At 39.5% G+C, this 21,219-nt stretch carries 20 protein-coding genes and 1 tRNA gene; 14 read left to right on the forward strand and 7 right to left on the reverse strand.

The annotated features are described in order from the left end of the window. Positions 1-26 precede the first annotated feature (26 nt). Positions 27-497 carry a VOC family protein gene (locus OGM63_RS06560; RefSeq protein ID WP_263744697.1) on the reverse strand — a complete coding sequence of 157 codons (471 nt, stop codon included), beginning with the start codon at positions 495-497 and terminating at the stop codon, positions 27-29. Between the two features lie 74 nt (positions 498-571). Between OGM63_RS06560 and OGM63_RS06565 the strand changes: the two genes are divergently transcribed. Further along, positions 572-1,123, forward strand: a complete 552-nt coding sequence (locus OGM63_RS06565) for a DUF4385 domain-containing protein (RefSeq protein WP_263744698.1) — start codon at positions 572-574, stop codon at positions 1,121-1,123. A 145-nt stretch (positions 1,124-1,268) separates the two neighbouring features. Here OGM63_RS06565 and OGM63_RS06570 read toward each other — a convergent pair whose 3' ends face one another. Beyond that, positions 1,269-1,529, reverse strand: a complete 261-nt coding sequence (locus tag OGM63_RS06570) for a hypothetical protein (protein ID WP_263744699.1) — start codon at positions 1,527-1,529, stop codon at positions 1,269-1,271. 236 nt (positions 1,530-1,765) lie between these two features. On the opposite strand from OGM63_RS06570, the gene OGM63_RS06575 reads away from it, so the two are divergent. The 4 genes from OGM63_RS06575 (at position 1,766) to OGM63_RS06590 (ending at position 5,570) form a co-directional block, all read left to right on the forward strand. Beyond that, positions 1,766-3,925: a Tex family protein gene (locus OGM63_RS06575; RefSeq protein ID WP_263744701.1), complete on the forward strand. Its 2,160-nt coding sequence runs from the start codon at positions 1,766-1,768 to the stop codon at positions 3,923-3,925. Between the two features lie 389 nt (positions 3,926-4,314). Then, the gene (locus tag OGM63_RS06580) at positions 4,315-4,671 is read left to right on the forward strand and encodes a 2Fe-2S iron-sulfur cluster-binding protein (protein ID WP_263744702.1); all 357 of its coding nucleotides are present in this window, start codon (positions 4,315-4,317) and stop codon (positions 4,669-4,671) included. A 150-nt stretch (positions 4,672-4,821) separates the two neighbouring features. Next, a complete protein-coding gene (locus OGM63_RS06585; protein ID WP_263744703.1) occupies positions 4,822-5,223 on the forward strand; it encodes a phage holin family protein in 402 nt (133 codons plus the stop codon). 158 nt (positions 5,224-5,381) lie between these two features. After that, positions 5,382-5,570: a YqaE/Pmp3 family membrane protein gene (locus tag OGM63_RS06590; protein WP_263744704.1), complete on the forward strand. Its 189-nt coding sequence runs from the start codon at positions 5,382-5,384 to the stop codon at positions 5,568-5,570. Between the two features lie 306 nt (positions 5,571-5,876). Here OGM63_RS06590 and OGM63_RS06595 read toward each other — a convergent pair whose 3' ends face one another. Next, the gene (locus OGM63_RS06595) at positions 5,877-6,662 is read right to left on the reverse strand and encodes a histidine kinase (protein ID WP_263744705.1); all 786 of its coding nucleotides are present in this window, start codon (positions 6,660-6,662) and stop codon (positions 5,877-5,879) included. A gap of 197 nt (positions 6,663-6,859) precedes the next feature. Here OGM63_RS06595 and OGM63_RS06600 point away from each other — a divergent pair, with 197 nt between their 5' ends. The 3 genes from OGM63_RS06600 (at position 6,860) to OGM63_RS06610 (ending at position 8,863) form a co-directional block, all read left to right on the forward strand. Further along, positions 6,860-7,084 carry a hypothetical protein gene (locus OGM63_RS06600; RefSeq protein WP_263744706.1) on the forward strand — a complete coding sequence of 75 codons (225 nt, stop codon included), beginning with the start codon at positions 6,860-6,862 and terminating at the stop codon, positions 7,082-7,084. A gap of 72 nt (positions 7,085-7,156) precedes the next feature. Next, positions 7,157-7,492, forward strand: coding sequence for a cytochrome c6 PetJ (gene petJ, locus OGM63_RS06605; protein ID WP_375340464.1), 336 nt, complete (start codon positions 7,157-7,159; stop codon positions 7,490-7,492). Between the two features lie 351 nt (positions 7,493-7,843). After that, positions 7,844-8,863 (forward strand): aldo/keto reductase, encoded by a 1,020-nt coding sequence (locus tag OGM63_RS06610; protein WP_263744707.1) that lies wholly within the window; start codon positions 7,844-7,846, stop codon positions 8,861-8,863. Positions 8,864-9,001: 138 nt separating this feature from the next. Here OGM63_RS06610 and OGM63_RS06615 read toward each other — a convergent pair whose 3' ends face one another. Continuing rightward, positions 9,002-10,048, reverse strand: coding sequence for a hypothetical protein (locus OGM63_RS06615; RefSeq protein ID WP_263744708.1), 1,047 nt, complete (start codon positions 10,046-10,048; stop codon positions 9,002-9,004). A gap of 454 nt (positions 10,049-10,502) precedes the next feature. On the opposite strand from OGM63_RS06615, the gene OGM63_RS06620 reads away from it, so the two are divergent. The 5 genes from OGM63_RS06620 to OGM63_RS06640 all read left to right on the forward strand — a co-directional run bounded on the left by OGM63_RS06620 (position 10,503) and on the right by OGM63_RS06640 (position 17,956). Then, entirely contained in the window at positions 10,503-14,297 is a 3,795-nt protein-coding gene (locus tag OGM63_RS06620) for a PEP/pyruvate-binding domain-containing protein (RefSeq protein ID WP_318528416.1), read from the forward strand. A 147-nt stretch (positions 14,298-14,444) separates the two neighbouring features. Beyond that, entirely contained in the window at positions 14,445-15,233 is a 789-nt protein-coding gene (locus OGM63_RS06625; RefSeq protein ID WP_263744710.1) for a PhzF family protein, read from the forward strand. A 24-nt stretch (positions 15,234-15,257) separates the two neighbouring features. Further along, positions 15,258-15,401, forward strand: a complete 144-nt coding sequence (locus tag OGM63_RS06630) for a hypothetical protein (RefSeq protein ID WP_263744711.1) — start codon at positions 15,258-15,260, stop codon at positions 15,399-15,401. Positions 15,402-15,447: 46 nt separating this feature from the next. Continuing rightward, a complete protein-coding gene (locus OGM63_RS06635) occupies positions 15,448-16,950 on the forward strand; it encodes a dolichyl-phosphate-mannose--protein mannosyltransferase (RefSeq protein WP_263744712.1) in 1,503 nt (500 codons plus the stop codon). A gap of 517 nt (positions 16,951-17,467) precedes the next feature. Continuing rightward, on the forward strand, positions 17,468-17,956 hold the full coding sequence (locus OGM63_RS06640; RefSeq protein WP_263744713.1) for a hypothetical protein: 489 nt from the start codon (positions 17,468-17,470) through the stop codon (positions 17,954-17,956). Positions 17,957-18,254: 298 nt separating this feature from the next. Here the strand turns inward: OGM63_RS06640 and OGM63_RS06645 are convergent, their stop codons facing one another. Further along, a complete protein-coding gene (locus OGM63_RS06645) occupies positions 18,255-18,839 on the reverse strand; it encodes a Uma2 family endonuclease (protein ID WP_263744714.1) in 585 nt (194 codons plus the stop codon). A gap of 32 nt (positions 18,840-18,871) precedes the next feature. Continuing rightward, a complete protein-coding gene (trmB, locus tag OGM63_RS06650) occupies positions 18,872-19,576 on the reverse strand; it encodes a tRNA (guanosine(46)-N7)-methyltransferase TrmB (RefSeq protein ID WP_263744715.1) in 705 nt (234 codons plus the stop codon). Between the two features lie 169 nt (positions 19,577-19,745). On the opposite strand from trmB, the gene OGM63_RS06655 reads away from it, so the two are divergent. After that, the gene (locus OGM63_RS06655) at positions 19,746-20,870 is read left to right on the forward strand and encodes a metallophosphoesterase family protein (protein WP_263744716.1); all 1,125 of its coding nucleotides are present in this window, start codon (positions 19,746-19,748) and stop codon (positions 20,868-20,870) included. Positions 20,871-21,123: 253 nt separating this feature from the next. Here the strand turns inward: OGM63_RS06655 and OGM63_RS06660 are convergent. Beyond that, positions 21,124-21,196 (reverse strand) — tRNA-Glu (locus tag OGM63_RS06660). Positions 21,197-21,219: the final 23 nt, after the last annotated feature.

A 21,219-nucleotide genomic window follows, 5' to 3' on the forward strand; every position in this document is an offset into this window, starting at 1 on the left:
GCGTTGGAGCGGTGTTCTACTAACCACTAACCATTTACATCATCCGGATCGCAACGAATTTCAATCATAAAGCCATCGGGATCGTAAAAATACACACCTCTACCTGTGGGACGGGTGACTGGACCGTGAGCGATCGCTATTTTATTTTCTCTTAGTACTGCCACTGCTCGCTCAAATAATTGCGGCTCGATATCAAATGCCAAATGATATGCTCTAGTAAACGTCTGAAGAGGATTTGGATTGGGTGGTGATAGTTCCGGTTCCCAAAATAAATCGAGGATTGTCCCATCTGGAGTAACGAAGTTGGCAACTTTACCTTGTGCTACCAACTCAACTAAGGTTTTGGGAACTTCTTCCCCTGTAAGTTCATGCAAACCCAAAATTGTGCTGTAAAAGTGGCGAGAAGCTTGCATATCATGCACATTTAAGGCAATATGATGCACGCGACGCAGATTTCCGGCGACAAGGGTAGGACTACAAGTGGTGCTAAAAAGCATGGTATGACTCAATTCCTTACCTAAGATAGAAGCAAAGTTCGTTTATTCAAGTTTATTATTCATCATAAAAAGCGATGATGCAATTTGATTATTCTTTAGACTTTAAGAATATCGACTTTCGCCAACATCCAGAACTGTATCGCGTTGGCAAAGGTGAACAGGGTGTACTTTTGGTAGAACCCTACAAATCAGAGATTCTTCCTTACTGGCGATTTAAGACTCCGGATATTGCTAGAGAGTCGAGTGAAAAAATCTACGAAATGTTTCTTGCTTATTTGGAACAAGATGATTTTGTCGGTGCAGATATGGCACGAAAGTTTATTCAAATGGGTTATACGCGATCGCGTCGCTATGCTAATCACAAAACTGGCAGAAAATACAAAACAAACCCCCAAAAAGAAGCTTCACCAGAAGCACAACTGCAAGCGCGAAAAGATATCTTACCTTATGAAGTAGACCCGGTGAAAGCCGAATCCGCAGCGATATTTAAAGAAAAATGGATCCAAGCAAAAACAAATCAAAAATATCTTCTGTTATTAAAAAAACATCAAGAAAAAGTTCAGGCAAAAGTCGATAGATGCGATAATCTAATTAGTAGAGACGTTCCGGCGGAACGTCTTTACTAGTAGAGACGTTCCGCCGGAACGTCTTTACAAGATGTGTGATATCATATCCGAGAAATCCCCATAATTAATTAGTAGAGACGTTTCGGCGGAACGTCTCTACTGTTGATTTGCCGGATATGAAAATTTTAGTAACAAATTATTTTTTCTAGCTGCTAGAATTTCTTCTATCTTGGTTGTTTTGCTGTCTATTCATTTTGTACTCATTTTTTTCTAAAAGTCTCTGAGTAGTAATCAGAACAACAATTAGCAATAAAAGCTGAATCTGCCAAGGAGCTAAGACCAAACTTATAATTAAGCTGATAACTGCAAGTATGCCTGCAAAGTAGGTGATTTCATCGACACCTTTTTTAAAGATGTAACCAGTTATCAAGCCAGTAAAAAGTGGTATCAAAAAAGACAAAGTCATTTTAAACAAACCTCTGCACTAGAAGTACGTTGCTCTGAGAATATAAAGATTTCCGGTAAGTGTACTTACTTTACATCCAAACATGTTTTCAGTACAATGCCTAATTTCAAATAACAACGTGTAAAATAGAGATTCCGGAATAACTATGATTTAATTTAGCTTAACACTCTAGGTTTATGCTGAAAGAGCCATTTGGCATATTACTTGAGAAATATATTTTCGCTCCTTAACACTTGATGCTGAACATTCCTCAATTATTGGCAACTGAATTAGACCTTAAACTTTATCAGGTGCAAAACGCGCTCGAACTATTCAAGGAGGGTGCGACAATTCCCTTTATTGCACGTTACCGCAAAGAGCGTACCGACGAGATGAATGAAGTGCAATTGCGTGATGTTGCGGATAGGTATACTTACTTAGAAGAACTGGAAGAAAGAAAAGCGGCGATTTTGAAAGCGATCGCCGAACAAGGTAAACTCACTTCGGAACTGAAAGCAAAAATCGAATTCTGCCTACAAAAAACGGAACTTGAGGATTTATACTTACCTTATCGACCAAAGCGACGCACTCGCGCTACTATCGCTAGAGAAAAGGGACTCGAACCTTTAGCACAGTTTATCAAGTCGCTAAATGTTAAGAATGGTATAGCAGCTTCACTAGAAGAAGAAGCCGCAAAGTATATTTCCGAAAGCATGGGAGTAAAGACAGCAGAAGAAGCACTCAAAGGTGCTGCTGACATCTTAGCGGAAGAAGTCGCAGAAAAAGCCAAATTGCGGGCATATGTGCGCGAATATCTCTTAGAAGAAGGAGTGTTTATCTCTCGCATCAAAGACAAGCATCCCGAAGGTACAACCAAGTTTGAAATGTACCGCGACTATAAAATTAGAGTGCCAAATATCGCACCGCACAACATGTTAGCGTTGTGTCGCGGTGAAGCTGAAGAAATATTACATTTTGAAATTTCCTTTGATGAAGATGTGGTACTTTCTTATTTAGAGTCGGAAGAAATTCACTCAAAGCAGCGTGTAATGAGAAATTTTTATCAGGATATGTTGAAAGATGCATTCAATCGCCTGATGAAAACATCTTTGATCAGTGAGGTAATATCTGAAAAGAAACTTTATGCAGATATTGAGTCAATTAAAACATTTGAAACGAATCTGCGAGAGTTATTGCTAGGAGCGCCGGCGGGAATGAAACCAACTTTGGCGATAGATCCGGGGTTTAGAACTGGATGCAAAGTGGCAGTACTCGACGAAACAGGGCAATTTTTAGAGTATCAAGCGGTGTTTCCCCATCAAGCCGCAGAACAACGCGCTAAAGCTGCACAAACCATCAAAAAGTTGATGGAAAAATATAAGATAGAATTGATTGCGATCGGTAATGGTACAGCTTCACGAGAAACAGAAGAATTTGTCTCAGAAGTTTTGCGTTCCATTGAACGCAAACCAATTAAAGTGATGGTAAATGAGTCTGGTGCATCTATATATTCTGCCAGCAAACTAGCAGGTGAAGAGTTCCCCGATTTAGATGTTACTGTACGCGGTGCGATTAGTATCGGGCGCCGTTTGCAAGATCCATTAGCGGAACTTGTGAAAATAGACCCGAAATCTATTGGTGTGGGACAATATCAACATGATGTCGATCAAAAGTTGTTGAAAAAGAAGTTAGATGAAACGGTAGAAAGCTGTGTTAACTATGTTGGTGTGGATTTGAATACCGCATCAAAGGAACTTCTGACTTTTGTATCGGGAATTAGCTCAACCGTAGCGAACAATATCGTTAAATATCGTAACGAGAACGGTGCATTTAAAAATCGCCGCCAACTTTTGAAAGTTCCTAAATTGGGACCAAAAGCCTTTGAACAAGCGGCAGGTTTTCTTCGCATTCGCGGTGGTGACAACCCCTTAGATAATACCGCAGTGCATCCAGAAAGTTACGCAGTTGTGAGTGCGATCGCATCCGATTTAGGTGTACCCTTACAACAGGTAACGGAAATTGCCGAAAAGTTGAAAAAAACCAACTTGAAAAAATACGTTACCGATGCGATCGGTGAACCGACGCTGCGTGACATCAAGAGCGAACTAGAAAAGCCAGGAAGAGATCCGCGTGCTGAATTTAAGTATGCCACTTTTAAAGAGGGAATCAAAGAAATTTCTCATTTAAAAGCAGGGATGGAATTAGAAGGTATCGTTACCAATGTCGCTAATTTTGGCGCATTTGTCGATATCGGTGTGCATCAAGATGGTTTGGTGCATATATCCCAACTTGCTGATAGATTCGTAGACGATCCGAATAAAGTTGTGAAGGTAGGGCAAGTTGTGAAAGTGCGAGTTATGGAAGTTAACGAGAAATTGAAGCGGATTGGTTTGTCAATGAAGGCTGTGAAGCAGTAGAATCTCAGCATTTTACCTCTCCTCGCTTGCTGTGGAGGGGTAATACCATTTCACGTTAATAACGATACATATGAATCTTGTAGAGACGCGAAATTTCGCGTCTCTACAGGTCTGTATTTGTATCAAGGTTTTTGTGAAACGGTATAAGGGTAATGTTTGCTTAATTTGACATAGGAATGAAAAAGAATGTAGAGACGTAGCACAGAATAGTCTCTTGGGGTTCGGGCAACGCATATTTAAATTCGGTCGATGTCTATTTGACAATATTGCACATTATGTGTCTAATAAAAAGTTAGGGTTCCCGTTCTTTTTTTATGTAGTATCTTTACATGCAACTACCCAAACGTTAGAAAATAATAAATTGTGACTATTCAAACAATAAATAAAATATGGCAATTTATAAAGTTCGACTTATCAATTCTGCAATTGGCTTAGATCGCACAATTGAAGTACCACAAGACCAATATATCCTTGATATAGCCGAAGACATCGGTATCCGCTTACCATCTGGGTGTAAACAAGGCGAATGTTCCGTTTGTGTTGCTAAACTCATCAGTGGGAAAGTCGAGCAAAGCGAGCAAAAATTTTTGCGTCAGCAAGAAATCCAAGCTGGATATACGATTACCTGTGTAGCTTACCCTTTGTCTGATTGCACCTTAGAAACTCATCAAGAACAAGTCTTGTATAAATCGTCGCTTTACTTTCAATCTGACGCGACATCAGACGATACAAGCAAGAATATCTAACTTTAATTCTAGCGACTTACTTAACTTTTTTCACATACCAGCCAAATGGCATAAGACAAATCTACCTTCTTAGGGAGGTTTAAACCTAAGCGTTTAGTCGAAGATAGTTTTAGAACGTAAAAACAATCTTTGGTTCTTAGGTGAAAAAAAATGTTGTTGGGAACCTTCTTTATAACGCTAGCTACAGCTTTAAGCCTACTAATTGTTGATTTAGTTGTGCCCGGTGTTGATATAGCTAACTTTCCAGCCGCTTTAATTGCTGCTTTAGTAGTTGGTTTAATCAATGGTTCAGTTAAGCCAGTTCTGTCTACGTTATCTTTACCGCTTAACTTATTAAGCTTTGGAGCATTTTCTCTAATTGTAAACGGTCTGTGTTTTACATTAGCAGCATTTTTGGTTCCTGGGTTTAGCGTTCACGGAATTCTCGGTTTTATTCTCGGTCCAGTTGTTTTATCTTTTGCTAACACTTTCATTAGCAAATACTTTGCAGAGAAAAATCTGGCTTTGACTAGTGGTGACATCAAAACCCAAGGCGAATTACCTTCAAGGTAAGTATAAGTTGGAGTAGAGATGTCAGTAATATTATATCTCTACCCCAAATATGAAGGGTTAAATAAAACTTCCGAATTAAGATGATTCTTCAGATGGAGTTGATAATTCGGTAGCTTCCATAAAATGTAAGTAAATATTGAAACTGTAGCAGCAATCACATGAAATTAGTTCGTTTTATTCTTGGTCTTCTTGTGCCTCCATTAGGCGTCTTCTTGACAGTTGGTGTTGGTTCAACTTTGCTGATTAATGTTTTGCTAACTCTTCTCGGTTGGGTTCCCGGTAGTATTCATGCAGTTTGGGTAATTGCTAAACATGAAGAAGCTTTAGATAGACAGGAACCGATTTAATAAAGTTTTGAAGCTGGATAAATCTTCTCTCTTAACAAGGAAATAAATTAGGGTGGACTAATATTAAGTCCGCCTTTTTAATTGTTATATACAGTAGATTTCACTCCTGAGCAAGTACATATATAAAACCCCTCTCCTTGTAGAGACGTAGCACAGAATCGTCTCTACGTGTATTTGATTAGAGCGATAGGCTGCTGTATTTTGCAAAAAAGCCGACGACTGAAGTCGCGACTACAAAAACAAAGTCCGCAGAACCGAAGCGGACTTAATGTCTAAAAGCCTACCTGGGTAGGCTTTCTAGGTGCTCTATTTGTGAGATTTATCAGAATGTTCTCTTTCTTTAAAAGAGCTAACCGCTGTTGACAGCAACTCCCGCAAAATTAGTTTTACTTGACGTTCTTTTTTAGCGATAGAAGAACCGGCTTCACCAAGTTTATCTTCTAACTGCGATCGCTGTTGCGCTACCTGTGTAGCCAGTGTTTCCGCTTGCGGACGAGCTTTATCATACCAGGTCTTAGCCTCGTCTAGATAGCCTGTAACTTCTTCACCGCGTCCCCCGTAGCGTGCTGCTAAGTTAGCTCTGACAATGGCTAGCTGCGCTTGCAATTGAGCATAACGTTTCTGTAATAATGCGGCTTCTTCACTATTTTTGATCGTGTTGACAGCCGAATCAACAACAGTTTTGGTACGAGCATTTTCTTTGCCCGTTTCTCCAACATCTGCTAAAATGCCATCAATTTCTTGCTGAAGTTGTTCTTCTTGATTATCCAGTTTTGCCTGGAGTTGCTTCATTTCCGCTTGAGTTTTAGCAATAGCTTCATGTCTTTTGCTATTGACAGCTTCCAGCGCTCCTTCAATTGAGGCTGTCACTTCTTCTTTGAGTTCACCACCTTTTTCTTGTAAGTTTTCAACGACGCTAGAAACAGCTTCTCTGACAATGGTGCGAAGTTCTGTGGAACCTTCTTTAAATTCGGAGGTGACTTGAGAAACTGCGGCTTTGACAATTTCTCGAATGCGATCGGCTCTAAGTTGTCCGGCTTCTTTAGCTTGTTTGATGTCGGTTGTAATTTGTTCTTTGATATTGTTAGGCATGGAACTATTCTAGTGTAGATAATTTGGAACTCTAAAAGTTAAAATTCTTAGACATGGTGTAGTATTTACATTCTGGCGCAGTATTTTCTAGCTTGGCACTTCCTTTAGGTAGAAAAATATTCTGAATTTACTTACTTGTATGAGGTGACACTTCGTGAGATAATTATTATCTACCTATTGATAAATAAAAGTAAATTATGTGGTTAGTAAATGTTACTTGTTCAAATGATGCTTGGAAGCGCTCTGCTGTTGAATTTAAGACAATGACAGATAAGTATCAAGGCGATTGTATTTCTTCTAAGAGAATGCCTGATGGTAGGCGAATTATGGAATATAAAATTGAGGATGTTAATGATGCTGAAGCTTTTCAGGATGAATGTGCAAGTTTAGCTGAATTTACAGCTTACTTTGAGTCACTTTGAAAGTGGTGATAATTGATTACCAAACTGCGAAATTATTCCAGCATTTTATCTTATATTTAAAGGAGTATCAAAGTGAAAAAAACAGTGATAATTATCTTAGGAATGTTAATTTTATTAAATCTTAATTTCATATCTCCTGCCTTAGCCGACGATACAGTTAACGGCACACAAATTTTTAGCGTTCATTGCGCTGGTTGCCATATTAATGGTAGCAATATTATCAGGCGGGGTAAGAACCTGAAAATGAAAGCGCTCAAGAAAAATAATATGGATTCAATCGAGGCGATCGCATCCATTATAACTAACGGCAAAAACAATATGTCAGCTTACAAAGACCGCTTAACTCAACAGCAAATTCAAGATGTAGCTGCATACGTTCTCGAACAAGCAGAAAAAAACTGGCGCTAACAAAAGTTAGGAATTATGAGTTAAGAGTGATGAATTGATAACTCCTACTCCAAACTCCAAACTCCTAACTCCTAACTCCAAACTCCTAACTCCAAACTCCAAACTTTTAAAATGGTATTACCAACATCAAGTCGTCTACAATTAACTTCTGAAGTGAGGAATTATGAGTTAAGAGTGATGAATTGATAACTCCAAACTCCAAACTCCAAACTCCAAACTCCAAACTCCAAACCCCCAACTCCAAACCCCCAACTCCTAACTCCAAACTCCTAACTCCTAACTCCTAACCCCCAACTCCTAACTCCCAACTCCCAACTCCAAACTCCAAACTCCTAACTCCAAACTTTTAAAATGGTATTACCAACATCAAGTCGTCTACAATTAACTTCTGATTTAAACATTTGCCAGATCTTAAATGGAATGTGGCAAGTTTCTGGGGGACACGGACGCATTTACCCAGCCACCGCCATCGAAACAATGTTTAAATATATGGATGCCGGCTTTACTACTTGGGATTTAGCAGACCATTATGGTCCAGCAGAAGACTTTATTGGTGAGTTTCGGCGTCAATTAATTGCTAGTCGTGGCAAAGAAGCTTTATCTAATATACAAGCTTTCACAAAATGGGTTCCTCGACCTGGAAAAATGACCAAAAAACTGGTTGAGGAAAATATCAATATATCCCTGAAAAGAATGGACGTAGAATCATTAGATTTAATGCAGTTTCATTGGTGGGAATATAAAGATAAAAACTATTTAGATGCCCTCAAATATATGACAGAACTTCAAACAGAGGGAAAAATTAAGCATTTAGCTTTGACAAACTTTGATACTGAACATTTACAAATCATTACCGAAGCCGGGATCAAAATAGTTTCTAACCAAGTGCAATTTTCTTTAGTTGATCGTCGTCCGGAAGTGAAAATGATTAAGTTTTGTCAAGAACACGACATCAAACTTTTTACTTACGGCACAGTTTGCGGTGGTTTATTATCAGAAAAGTATTTAGGTAAACCCGAACCACGAAGCTTAGACTTAACCACCGTCAGCTTAAGAAAATACAAAAATATGATAGATGCGTGGGGAGGTTGGAGTTTATTTCAAGAATTACTTTCTACACTGAAACAAATTGCTGATAAGCATGGTGTGAGTATTTCTAATGTAGCAGTGCGTTACATCTTAGATAAGCCAGCATTAGCTGGTGTAATAGTCGGTGCGAGACTTGGTGTTTCGGAACATCTAGAAGATAATCCTAGAGTTTTTAACTTAACACTTGATGCTGAAGATAGCTTAAGACTTAATGTTGTGTCTGGCAATTCACGCGATTTGTATCAAATTATCGGCGATTGTGGCGATGAATATAGAAAATGAGAAGATGGTAAGATATGGGATGCGATCGCCTCCCAAAAACACAGGGGTGTAGGGGTATGGAAGCGTGGGGCAATGGTAATAATTCTCTTTCTAGTCCAAGCATCCCCAGTCCAAGCGTCCCTAGCCCCTATTTTCAAACTACCTGAACTCTATCGTATCAACAAACGCCAAAATTTTCTGCTTAATCTCATATGCTTGTTCTTCTAAAGAAGAGTGAGTTTCATCTGACAAAATGCCATGTTGACTGCTGACTATATACAAAAATTCACCATTAAAAAATGACAAAAGACCTCGGTACGCATCCATCCTGGCAGCGGTTCCATTATTTTCTTGCTTAGAAATCGTTGAACCTTTGGGCATATTAACTAAGACAAAGTAAGCCCCGTCCATTGTGTCTTCTAAATATTCGTTACGCTCCACATAAGCATCTGGTAAACTAGCAGAAATCGCTTGAGGTATATATTTATCTATTAGAACTGATTGCAGATATTTTTCCAGTCCCATAGACTCGATTTCTTCCTCCTCTTCAGGGGTTAGAGTATAATAATCGATTCTCAATAAAGTGCCGTAGTCATCAGAAAAGCCAACTACTCCTTCTTGACTTTGAACTATACCACCTTGCTGCGAGTCAACGGGAATCGAGACACTAAAATTACCCAAAGGTGATTCATAAACTTGCAGGCTAGGGTCTACTACCATTGTTTCGTCATCGTCTTCATATTCTTCATTTTCTGCTTCTTCATAAGCAGCGATTACTTCCTGGATAATTTCCTGCGCTTCCTCTTCTTCAAGATCCAAAGCTTGCTGTAACTTTTTCAACAAAGGCGTTTTTCCTTGAGGAATAATTAGTTCTTCTTCATCTATAACCATCAAGACACCGGCAGCAAAAGCGTCAAGTATTAATTCATCAGAAAGAGAATCAGTGGCAGTCTTAAATAGCCTTCCCAGACCTTGAACCTCAGCAATCTCCATCAGTCTATCGACAATTTCTGATATTTCCTCTTCTGAGTATTCCTCGAATACCTCAAATTCCCAGAGGATCATGGCTATAGTTTCTGCATCCACATCTTCGAAAGAAGAATCAGCTGCTGCGGTAACAACAGCGATCGCTGCTACTGCCTCTTCTGGAGTCAGTGCTTGTTCTGATTTCTCTTGGGAGTTAAAAATGTTGTCGTACTTGCCCATGATTGCTTCCTCCTTAAATGGCTAATGAGTGATTAGTGAGTGTCACTGAAATAATTAATAGGTATCTGTAATGCTGAAACACAACTAGGAACTATAGTACACAGGTAAGGAACATTCCTACCAAAGAAAATTTGATTAATTGGTAGAATTCTTTTAAGTTTAATAAACATTTCAATTTGATTTATTAATCTAACCGCCAAGTCCGCCAAGACAAAAACGGATATATGACATAATTTAGTTATATAATTATCTCGCGAAAATAACATTTGAATATATTTTTCATTCTGGGAAAAATCGACAATTTGTTGAGAACACAACCCAATAAAAAAATCAAGGTTTTACCCCCAAAGTGAAACGGCATTAAATCTGAAGTAAATTAAAAATTAGAGTACTAGTTAAAATAAAGAATTAGAGGGCACTCTTGACCGAAAAATAGATTCAAGAGTAAATACTAATGAATATGGTATACAAAAACACTTTATCTGTTTCAGCAAAAGAGCGATCGCTCATTCTCTGGTTTGATGAAGTCGGGATTGCTGACATTCCTCTAGTTGGGGGGAAAAATGCCTCACTGGGGGAAATGATTCAACAACTCACACCCCAAGGTGTTAACGTTCCTAACGGGTTTGCGACAACTGCCTATGCATATCGGTATTTCATCGAATCAGCTTCTTTAGAAGAAAAGCTGCGAGAAGTGCTGGAAGACTTGGATGTTGAGGATGTAACAAATTTACACTCGTCTGCGAAAAAAGCGCGATCGCTACTGCTGCACACACCATTTCCTCAAGAATTGCGGCAAGCGATTAGTGAAGCTTATCAAACCTTATGCGATCGCTACAACGCAGACACCGATGTAGCAGTGCGTTCCAGCGCTACCGCTGAAGACTTACCCGATGCTAGTTTTGCCGGACAGCAAGAAACTTATCTTAACGTTACTGGCATCCAAGGAGTATTATCAGCTTGTCATAAATGCTTTGCTTCCCTATTTACCGATCGCGCTATTTCCTATCGCCACACCAAAGGATTTGACCATTTTAACATTGCCCTTGCCGTAGGCGTGCAAAAAATGGTGCGCTCCGACTTAGCAACCTCTGGGGTCATGTTCTCCATTGACACAGAAACAGGCTTTAAAGACGCAGCAATAATTACAGCTGCTTACGGCTTAGGTGAAAACGTCGTTCAAGGAACAGTTAACCCTGACGAATATCAAGTTTTCAAACCGACTTTAAAAGCAGGTTTTCGCCCAATTGTCGATAAAAGATTGGGTACGAAAGAATTAAAAATGGTCTACGATGAAGGCTCAAAACTAACCAAAAATATACAAGTTTCTCCAAACGAACAAGCTAAATTTGCCCTTGCAGATGACGATATTTTACAACTAGCTAATTGGGCATGTTTAATAGAAGACCATTATTCCCAAGTTCACGGCAAATTCACCCCGATGGACATCGAATGGGCAAAAGATGGCATTACCAACGAATTATTTATTGTGCAAGCGCGTCCGGAAACAGTGCAATCTCAGAAAGCGCAGAATGTCTTGCGGAGTTATCGATTAGTAGAAACAAGAGGAGAGGGAGGACAGGGGGACTCCTTGGAGACAAGGGAACTCCTTGGAGAACTCCTAACTCCTAACTCCTCACTCCTAACTCCTAACTCCCCACTCTTAACTCCTAACTCCTCACTCCTAACTCCTAACTCCTCACTCTTAACTCCTAACTCCCCTCCCCCCCTCCCCCCCTCTCCCACTCCCCTAATCACCGGTCGTGCTGTCGGTGAAGCTATTAGCCAAGGGAAAGTTCATCTGATTTTAGATGTTAATAAAATGCATGAATTTAAAGCCGGGGAAATTCTTGTCACAGAAAGAACCGATCCCGACTGGGAACCAATTATGAAACGCGCTAGTGCGATTATTACTAACTCTGGTGGACGCACATGTTTTGATGGAGAAACAAAGGTTTTAACAAATAAAGGTTTTATGACCTTGCAGGATATTTATGAGCAAGGTCACGAAGGATTATTAACTCTATCGTTAAATCCACAAACAAGCAAAATAGAGTGGCAACCAATTATTGACTCGATGAAAAGGCAATCAAACATGATTGCTGTCAGCGTGTCTCAAACAGGTAGAGTTACTGATAACTGTTTGCGCCTAACTCCAGATCATAAGATGATTAATATTAGAGATGGGGAATATGTCAAAACCGAAATTCAAGAGATACTCGCACACAAAGAAATGGTGGTAGTAGCAGAACATGTTCCACAGTTGCAAGAAAATCAAAAAGAAAAGATAGAGTTAGCTTATTTATTAGGCGGTATTTTTACAGATGGTTCAATTTACAGAAGCCGCACTCATGGTGAAGTCCAGTTTATACAGAAAGACACCTGGGAAAAGCAGCAATTTATAGCTGCGATGAATCAATGCATAAATGCGGTTTACAGTAAATCTTTTGTTCCTTGTCTCTTAAATGCATCTTCTGGTTATATCAGAGGTCAGTTAGTAGTAGGTCAAGCAACAGCTTACAGCCTATACTCTAAAAAAATAGCCGACGAATTGCATGATAAAGAGCAAAATATAGTTAACATACTGCTGAACAACTCAGTAGAATTTGCTTACAATTTCCTTGCGGGAGTAATAGACGGAGATGGCTGTTATTTCAACAATCGCATTAATATATATATCTCCGAAAACCTTTTACTACAAGCTTTCATAGTAGCTTGTTTGAAAATAGGCACTGTTCCTTATGTAACAAAAAATAGAGGAATCTCTAATGTACAATTGGTTGAAAAAATTGCAGAAATCTTCAACTTTACTAAACGAGTCAAGGGAGAAGTTACCCAAAGAACAATACAAACACGCTTCTTTGCTACTAACCAGCTTTTTGGCGACGATGTTACGGGTCAAATCAAACTCAGAAGAGATAATAATTTACTAATTTCAGATAAACAACTTCAGGAAACAGGCTCGTTTGAAGAAATACTTGCAGGAAACATACGTATGCAGCGAGTGGTTTTAGTTGATGAAGAAACAGATGGTGATGTTTACAATATTACAGTTGCTGAACATCATAATTATGTTGTCTTCACAAGCAAATATACGCCAATTATTGTATGTAATTGTCACTCCGCAATTATAGCCAGAGAATTGAATTTACCGGCAATTGTTGGCTGCGGCAATGCAACACAAATATTGAAAAACCATCAAGAGGTAACAGTTTCTTGTGCCGAAGGAGAAGAAGGACGAGTTTATCAAGGTTTATTACCTTTTGAAGTCAACGAAATTCACTTAGAAAACTTGCCCCGCACTCGCACGCAAATTTTAATGAATGTGGGCAATCCTCAACAAGCATTTAGTTTATCTACAATTCCTAACGATGGGGTGGGTTTAGCGCGGACAGAATTTATCATCGCTAATCAAATTCAAATTCATCCGATGGCGTTGATTTATTTTGACAAGTTAGAAGATAAAATTGTTCAAAGTAAAATTGACGAAATTACCGCATTGTATGACGATAAACCGCAATATTTTGTCGATAAATTAGCCCAAGGTATCGGTAGAATTGCCGCAGCATTTTATCCCAAACCTGTGATAGTGCGGATGTCAGATTTCAAAAGTAATGAATATGCCAATTTGTTAGGTGGAAGACAATTTGAACCCCACGAAGAAAACCCGATGCTGGGTTGGCGAGGAGCAGCGCGTTATTATGATAAAGGTTATAGAGAAGCTTTTGCTTTAGAATGTCACGCGATTAAGCGAGTACGCGAAGACATGGGTTTAACTAACGTCATCCCGATGATTCCTTTTTGTCGCACTCCCGATGAAGGACGTTTGGTATTGACAGAAATGGCAAAAAATGGTTTAGAACAAAATGTCAACAACTTGCAAGTTTACGTAATGTGCGAGTTGCCAAGTAATGTAATAATGGCTGAAGAGTTTGCCGAAGTATTTGACGGTTTCTCCATAGGTTCTAATGATTTAACTCAGCTGACACTGGGATTAGATAGAGATTCAGCCTTAGTAGCGCGATTGTTTGATGAGCGCAGTGAAGGAGTAAAGCGAATGATTAAAATGGCGATCGCATCCGCAAAAAAGAAAAATCGCAAAATCGGCATTTGCGGACAAGCACCCAGCGATTACCCAGAATTTGCTCAATTTTTAGTCGAGCAAGGAATCGACTCAATCAGCCTCAATCCAGATTCAGTTTTGAAAACAATGTTGGAAATTGCCAAAGTCGAAAATCCTCAATCTTGAGTTTAAATTTCAAATAAACCGCAGATGAACATAGATTATTGATCTGTTTTAATCTGTGGTTTAATAAACTTGTTGTAAAAGTTATATGATAATTAAGAATTATATTATTTCTTTGCGTCTTTGCGCCTTTGCGTGAGGCAAAAAAAAATGAAACAAACCATCATCCAAGTAGACGCCTTCACCGCTAAACCTTTCGCCGGCAATCCAGCCGCAGTTTGTGTATTATCAGCACCACAAGATGACATTTGGATGCAAAATGTCGCTCAAGAGATGAATCTTTCCGAAACGGCTTTTTTGCTACCCCAAGCCGAAGGATACAATTTACGCTGGTTTACGCCATTTGTGGAAGTTGATTTGTGTGGTCATGCTACCTTAGCCAGCGCTCATGTATTATGGTCAGAAGGACATTTATCGCCTGAAGAAACAGCTATATTTCATACTCGCAGCGGATTGTTAACAGCGCAACTACAAGGTGAATGGATTGAATTAAATTTTCCCAGCAAGCTGATAGAAACAGCAACCGCACCTGAAGAGTTAATTAAAGCTTTGGGGGTGAAATTTAAATATGTAGGAAAAAATAACTTTGCTTATTTAGTGGAAGTGGAATCCGAGGCGATCGCTCGCAATCTCAAACCAGATTTTACTCTTTTAGAAACATTGTCTACCGAAGGTGTCATTGTCACCAGTCGCGCCGATACCGGAGAATATGATTTTGTTTCGCGCTTTTTTGCTCCCAAACTCGGTATCAATGAAGACCCGGTTACAGGTGCGGCTCATTGTTGTCTCGCACCATATTGGAGCGATCGCCTCAGTAAAAATGAATTCATCGCTTATCAAGCTTCAGCACGAGGTGGAGTAGTGCGCGTTCGTTATGGAGGGGAACGAGTATATCTAAGCGGACAAGCAGTCACCGTTCTGCGTGGTGAACTTTGCTAAAAACTAAATTTAGGCAATTTTCCGATGACAAATCTTCTTGAAACCGAACGTTTAATTATTCGCAATTGGATACCTAAACAAGGAGACAAGGGAGACAAGGGAGACAAGGGAGACAAGGGGACAAGGGAGACAAGGGAGACAAGGGGACAACCAACCACCAACAACTAACCACTAACCACCAACAACGCTCCAACTAACAAATGACCAATATCCAATGACTAAAAAATGGTTTTCGATAGGGATAGCGGGTGTATTTGTTCTATCACTCGCTTTGCGATTTTGGGGACTGGGACGATTTAATGCTCTCGTATTTGATGAAGTTTACTTCGCCACATTTGGTAATAATTATCTCATTCACAAGCCATTTTTTAATGCTCATCCACCGCTGAGTCAATATATCATTGGCATTGGCATTTGGATTGCGAGTCACATTCCCTTTGGGCAAGAAGAGGTAAATGGACTTGCAGGTTCGCTCCTAACACCTTGGAGTTACCGTTGGATAAATGCCCTCACTGGCTCATTTATTCCCTTAGTTGTTGCCGCAATTGCCTATCAGATAAGTCATCGTCGCAGCTTTGCTTTTTTGGCAGGTTTATTTACAGCTTGTGATGGCATATTTCTGGTTGAATCTCGCTATGCATTAAATAATATTTATATTGTTATCTTTGGTTTGTTAGGGCAATGGTTTTTATTATTAGCATTAGAAAAAAAAAGCGGAAAACGCACTTTTTGGTTAGTTTGTTCAGGTATTGGTTTTGGTGCATCAGCAGCTACAAAATGGAATGGTTTATGGTTTCTGTTGGGGGCTTATTTTATTTGGATAACAGCTTGGATAATTCGTTGGTTACAGGCGTTTTATTTAGCGAAAAACAAGCAAGAAAACTTAGATGAATTTAACGTGTCAGATAATTACCGTGACGAAAATTTGAAATTAAATGCAGCGAAAATACCACTGCAAAAATTAACGCAGCTAAATGTTTTTCAGATGCTGTTTTTTTTAGGAATTATCCCCGCTTTCATCTATAGCGTCATCTGGATTCCCCACCTTCAACTTGATAAAAGGTTCGACTTTATCAAAGTACATCAGGAAATTTTGAAGTTTCACTTACAACTAGGTGGGAATAATCCTGATGTGCATCCTTACTGTGCTGCGTGGTACAAATGGCCTTTGATGACTCGACCAATGGCGTATTATTATCAAACGGCTTTAAGTTTAAATGAACCGCTACCTGTAATGGGACCACCTTTACCCCCCGGAACTGTGAAAGTAATTTATGATGTTCATGCGATGGGTAATCCCTTTTTGTGGTGGTTTGGTTTGGCTAGTTTGTTATTTTTAGTCGGGATAATAGTGTGGCAATTTGTCAACTTTTTGGTGAAGCCAAAGCGTTTTTCTGCTGCTGTACCTTTTTGTGTTGATACTTGGATTGCTTTATTTTTAGTTTTAAATTATCTGGCTAATTTACTACCTTGGGTAGAAGTGACGCGCTGTGCTTTTATCTATCATTATATGCCTGGTGTGGTGTTTACATTTTTAGCGATCGCCTGGTTTGTAGACCAGTGTATTCGCAGTTATCACTTATATCTACGCGCTGTCGGTGTCACCATTACCTTCATAATTTTAGCTGCCTTTGTGTTCTGGATGCCCATTTATTTGGGTTTACCCCTTTCTCCTGATGGTTATAAATTGCGAATGTGGTTTGATTCGTGGATTTAAAGCAAAGTTAAACCCGGACGCACTGCTGGTTCACCGGAACCGCACCACTTGATTCAATCTTTTTTGATTCAGGACTTACGCAACAATAACCTAATGGAAGTAAAGCTCATCAGGGGAAGTTTCCCATGCATGAATGCATGGGGTAGTTCAGAACCTTAATCTATCACAGATGCTTTAAACGGATATGTAAATTCTGTCAATATGTTAAAAGCAAATTTTATAGAAAATTTAATCCAATGTAAAGATATTACTTACCAAGTAGTGTAAATTCAAGATTAAATAAAGACAATGGTATATCTTTATAAAGAACAAATAAAGCTAAATTTGCTACATAAATCAAAGTTTATGTACTGCCGTAGACACATCTGCTAGTAAGTCGGCTGGCAAGCCCAAAAGGGAAAATCCAGGAAATCTCCTGCTGCTAATTTGGTACTCAGAATTAGCAGCAAGAAGATGTCAATGTCTGTATGGGTTCAAATTTGTTCTCAAATACTGCTCAGAAAAAAGGAGATAGATCATGTTAGCTAAGTCTATGTTCATATCTTTTGGTTTGGGCTTGAGCTTGCTTAACTGTGGCATCGCTCAAGCGTTACCCAAAACTACACCACCAAATTTAGTAGCGCAAGGTTATAACGAGAGGGAGTTTTATGCTCCCGCTTCTGACTCGGTAAAAATAAGAGGTGCAGTAGTCAATAGTGATGGCACCCTTGCTCGTAGTTTAGGAGCAATATCATCAAGTCTGCTTGCTACAGGAGCATATGAGGTAGTATTTCCACGAGATGTAAGCAATTGTATATACAATGCAACTCCTGGAGTACCTGGTTTAGACGATCCGCAACCAGGAGAGATTTCAGTGGGTCTGCGCCGTACTAATTCTAGAGCTGTGTTTATTGCAACCTTTGACAGCAGTGGACAACCATCCAATAATGGATTCCATTTAACAGTTACTTGTCCGGCAAATCTCAAAGCAGATCGATATAATCCCGGTCGCCCAGATGGGTACTAAGGGACTTCCAGAAAATAAAATATAGAAGAATCTCCGTATATTAATAATAATCATTATCATGCGGAGGTGAGAAAGGGGTAGCCGTGGGCTGCCCCTTCCTCACCTCTATTATTTACGACACAGATGTGGATGGAGAAGATGAGCGTGCGTTCTTATGCCATCATGAAATGATGCATAAATTGTTATTGGATCGGCTATATCCCTTATCGCTTAAGTACTCAATTGATGAATTCTGACAAAAGCTGGATTTTTGCGCTTTGCGATCGCACTACAAATTTTTATATAGCTGCGGGGAGTGTCAATCACAATCCTTCAGGTTAAAATCAACACCTTCGTAAATCTCAGCGATCGCTATTTCCAAATCAACCGAGGAAAAGGTAATTTTTGCATCCTCTGTTTCAAATTCTCGAAGTAGCCATTGTGCCTCGCCAGTTTTACTATATTGCTCTATCTGAAGCTCATATTGATTAATTAAAACATATTCTTGGAACTCAGTAATTGAGCGATAATAGCGAAACTTATCTGTATGATCGTAATTTTGGGTTGATTTTGATAGGACTTCCACAATTAAGACGGGATTTGTAATGGTATCCGTCCGATTATTGTGCAAAGCAGGATTTCCCTGAATCACCATCACATCTGGGTAAGTATATCGTTGATAACGCGGAATCCAAAGCCGCAGATCGCTCATAAAAGCCTCTTTGTTTTTGCCACGTAGTAAAAACTTCAAAGAAGCATATACATTTCCGCAAATACGATTATGATTTATTGATGCTCCAGTCATCGGTACAATTTCTCCATTGTGATATTCACTTTTAAATTCCGCAGCTTCTTCTAGTGCTAAATATTCTTCTGCGGTGTAATAACGTTGTTGAGTTTGCATTTTATTTACCTCTTAACTTTTAGCTTAGTAAGTTATAAATCGCGCTGTAGGGGTGGAGTATCCCCGTCGTTCCTAACTCTTGTAAACAAAGCGCGATAAACAGGTTCACCCCGCAACAGCACATATTCTTCTCTTTCAGTAGAGACTGGTAGCGGGTTTTCGGCTAGCCATTCTTCGTCATGTTGTCTGACAAAAGCTGGATGTTGGGTAAAGCGATCGCACATTTCCTCAGCCACAAACTTAATATCTGATTGCAAAAATACCATTCCCCCAGGTGCGAGATAATTCGCTAATTCTGCGACTAATTCGGGTTGCACAACTCGTCTTTTAGCGTGACGATTTTTAAACCACGGATCGGGAAATTGAATTGTGACGCGCTGTAGACTTTTATTAGGGAGAGAAGATAAAAGCGAGGATACCGAATTATTTACATTACAAAATAAATAATGGACATTAGTTAAACCCAACTCATATCGCAATTTATTCGCGTCAATTACCAAAGGTTCACGAATTTCTAAACCAAGAAAATTCCAGTTAGTTTCTAGCTGTGCCATACTCAATAAAAACCGTCCCCGTGCAGAACCAATATCTAAATGAAGCGGTTGGTTTTGGGCATAATTTTTTTCCCATTCTACAGGATTCGCTGGTGTTTGATATTTATTTGCTAGTGGGTTTACATGTTGACGGACTCGACGAACTCGCAATGCCAAAATCAACTCTCCTTTAACTTCAGACATTATAATAATACTTAACGATGAAAAATAATATCTTATTTATTCAATTACCAATTCCCCAATTTGTATATAAATATTAAGTGGGATCGCTTCTCCCCACCAAGACAAAACAAAGGTTATACTTCTCTCAAAAGAGCTTTTTTAGTTTGTTTTTAACATTATCCTTACTTCAATGACTCTAAATTTTCGCTTTGCCGTAGTCAGCGACTTACACCTTGCGCTTCCCCACACAATCTGGAATCATCCCAGCCGTTTTCATTTGGTGGAAGTCGGCATTCCCGCGTTTGAAAGTGTATTAGAACACTTAACACAACTGAATTTAGATTTCCTCTTACTTCCAGGAGATTTAACCCAACACGGTGAACCAGAAAATCATATTTGGTTGCAAAAACGTTTGGCTGAGTTACCTTTTCCAGTCTACGTTGTTCCTGGCAATCATGATGTTCCTGTCCTCACAGCAGATGAACAATCAATTGGTTTTGCCGATTTCCCACTTTATTATCGCAAGTTTGGTTATGAAGATGCCGACAAACTTTATTACACTTGTCAGTTGCTACCTGGAGTCAGACTTATTGGTTTGAATTCTAACTTTTTTAATGACCAAGGTGAGCAGGTAGGGCGTTTAGATATCCAACAACTAAATTGGTTAGAAGAGGTGTTAGCAGCCGCAAATGATGAATTAGTATTAGTAATGGTGCATCACAATGTTGTTGAGCATTTGCCTAACCAATCGCGTCACCCAATGGCAAATCGCTATATGTTGGAAAATGCACCACAATTGTTGCAGATGCTAAAGCAGTACAAAGTCAGTTTAGTATTTACAGGACATTTGCACGTTCAGGATGTTGCCTACTCAGAAGGAGTATATGATATTACCACAGGTTCTTTAGTCAGCTATCCACATCCTTACCGCGTATTAGAGTTTCATCGGGATAATCACGGAAGAAAATGGTTGCAAATTTGCTCACATCGGGTGGAGTCAGTACCGGATTTCCCGAAATTGCAGGAAACCTCACGAAAATGGATGGGCGATCGCTCTGTTCCCTTTTTACTCAAACTGCTAACTTTGCCTCCCTTAAACTTACCACCAGCCCAGGCGGAAGAACTAGCCCCGAATTTGCGCGACTTCTGGGCAAATATTGCCGCCGGCGATGCTTTGTTTGAGTACAACCACTTTCCACCAGAAGTAAGTCGCTACTTTGAGAAATATGGTGCGATCGCAACTTCTGGCACACCTGCCCTTATAGATAACAACAGCACCCTACTGCTTGAGGGGACGCTTGGACTGGGGGATTGATGACTGGCAAGAAATAGAACCACCATAATAACCAGGCGTTGCGGGTTATCAAATACAAATATACTATTGAATGCGACCATCGCAATCACCACTTTCACTAAGAGCGAAAGTCAAGGGCGATCGGAACTAACGCAAATACTCAAATAGTAGGTTATCGCGATCGCATAACCATTTCAGTCAATTTATCAACTAAGCCTCAAAAGACAAAGTATTTTATCACTTTTGACTTAGTATTTATTGGTCATACCAAAAATACCCCCAGGGGAATTCGAATCCCCGTTACCTCCGTGAAAGGGAGGTGTCCTAGGCCTCTAGACGATGGGGGCATGACTTGCAACACTCTTACTAA

It is taken from the genome of Plectonema radiosum NIES-515 (assembly GCF_025753815.1).
Lineage (GTDB): Bacteria > Cyanobacteriota > Cyanobacteriia > Cyanobacteriales > Nostocaceae > Hassallia > Hassallia radiosum_A.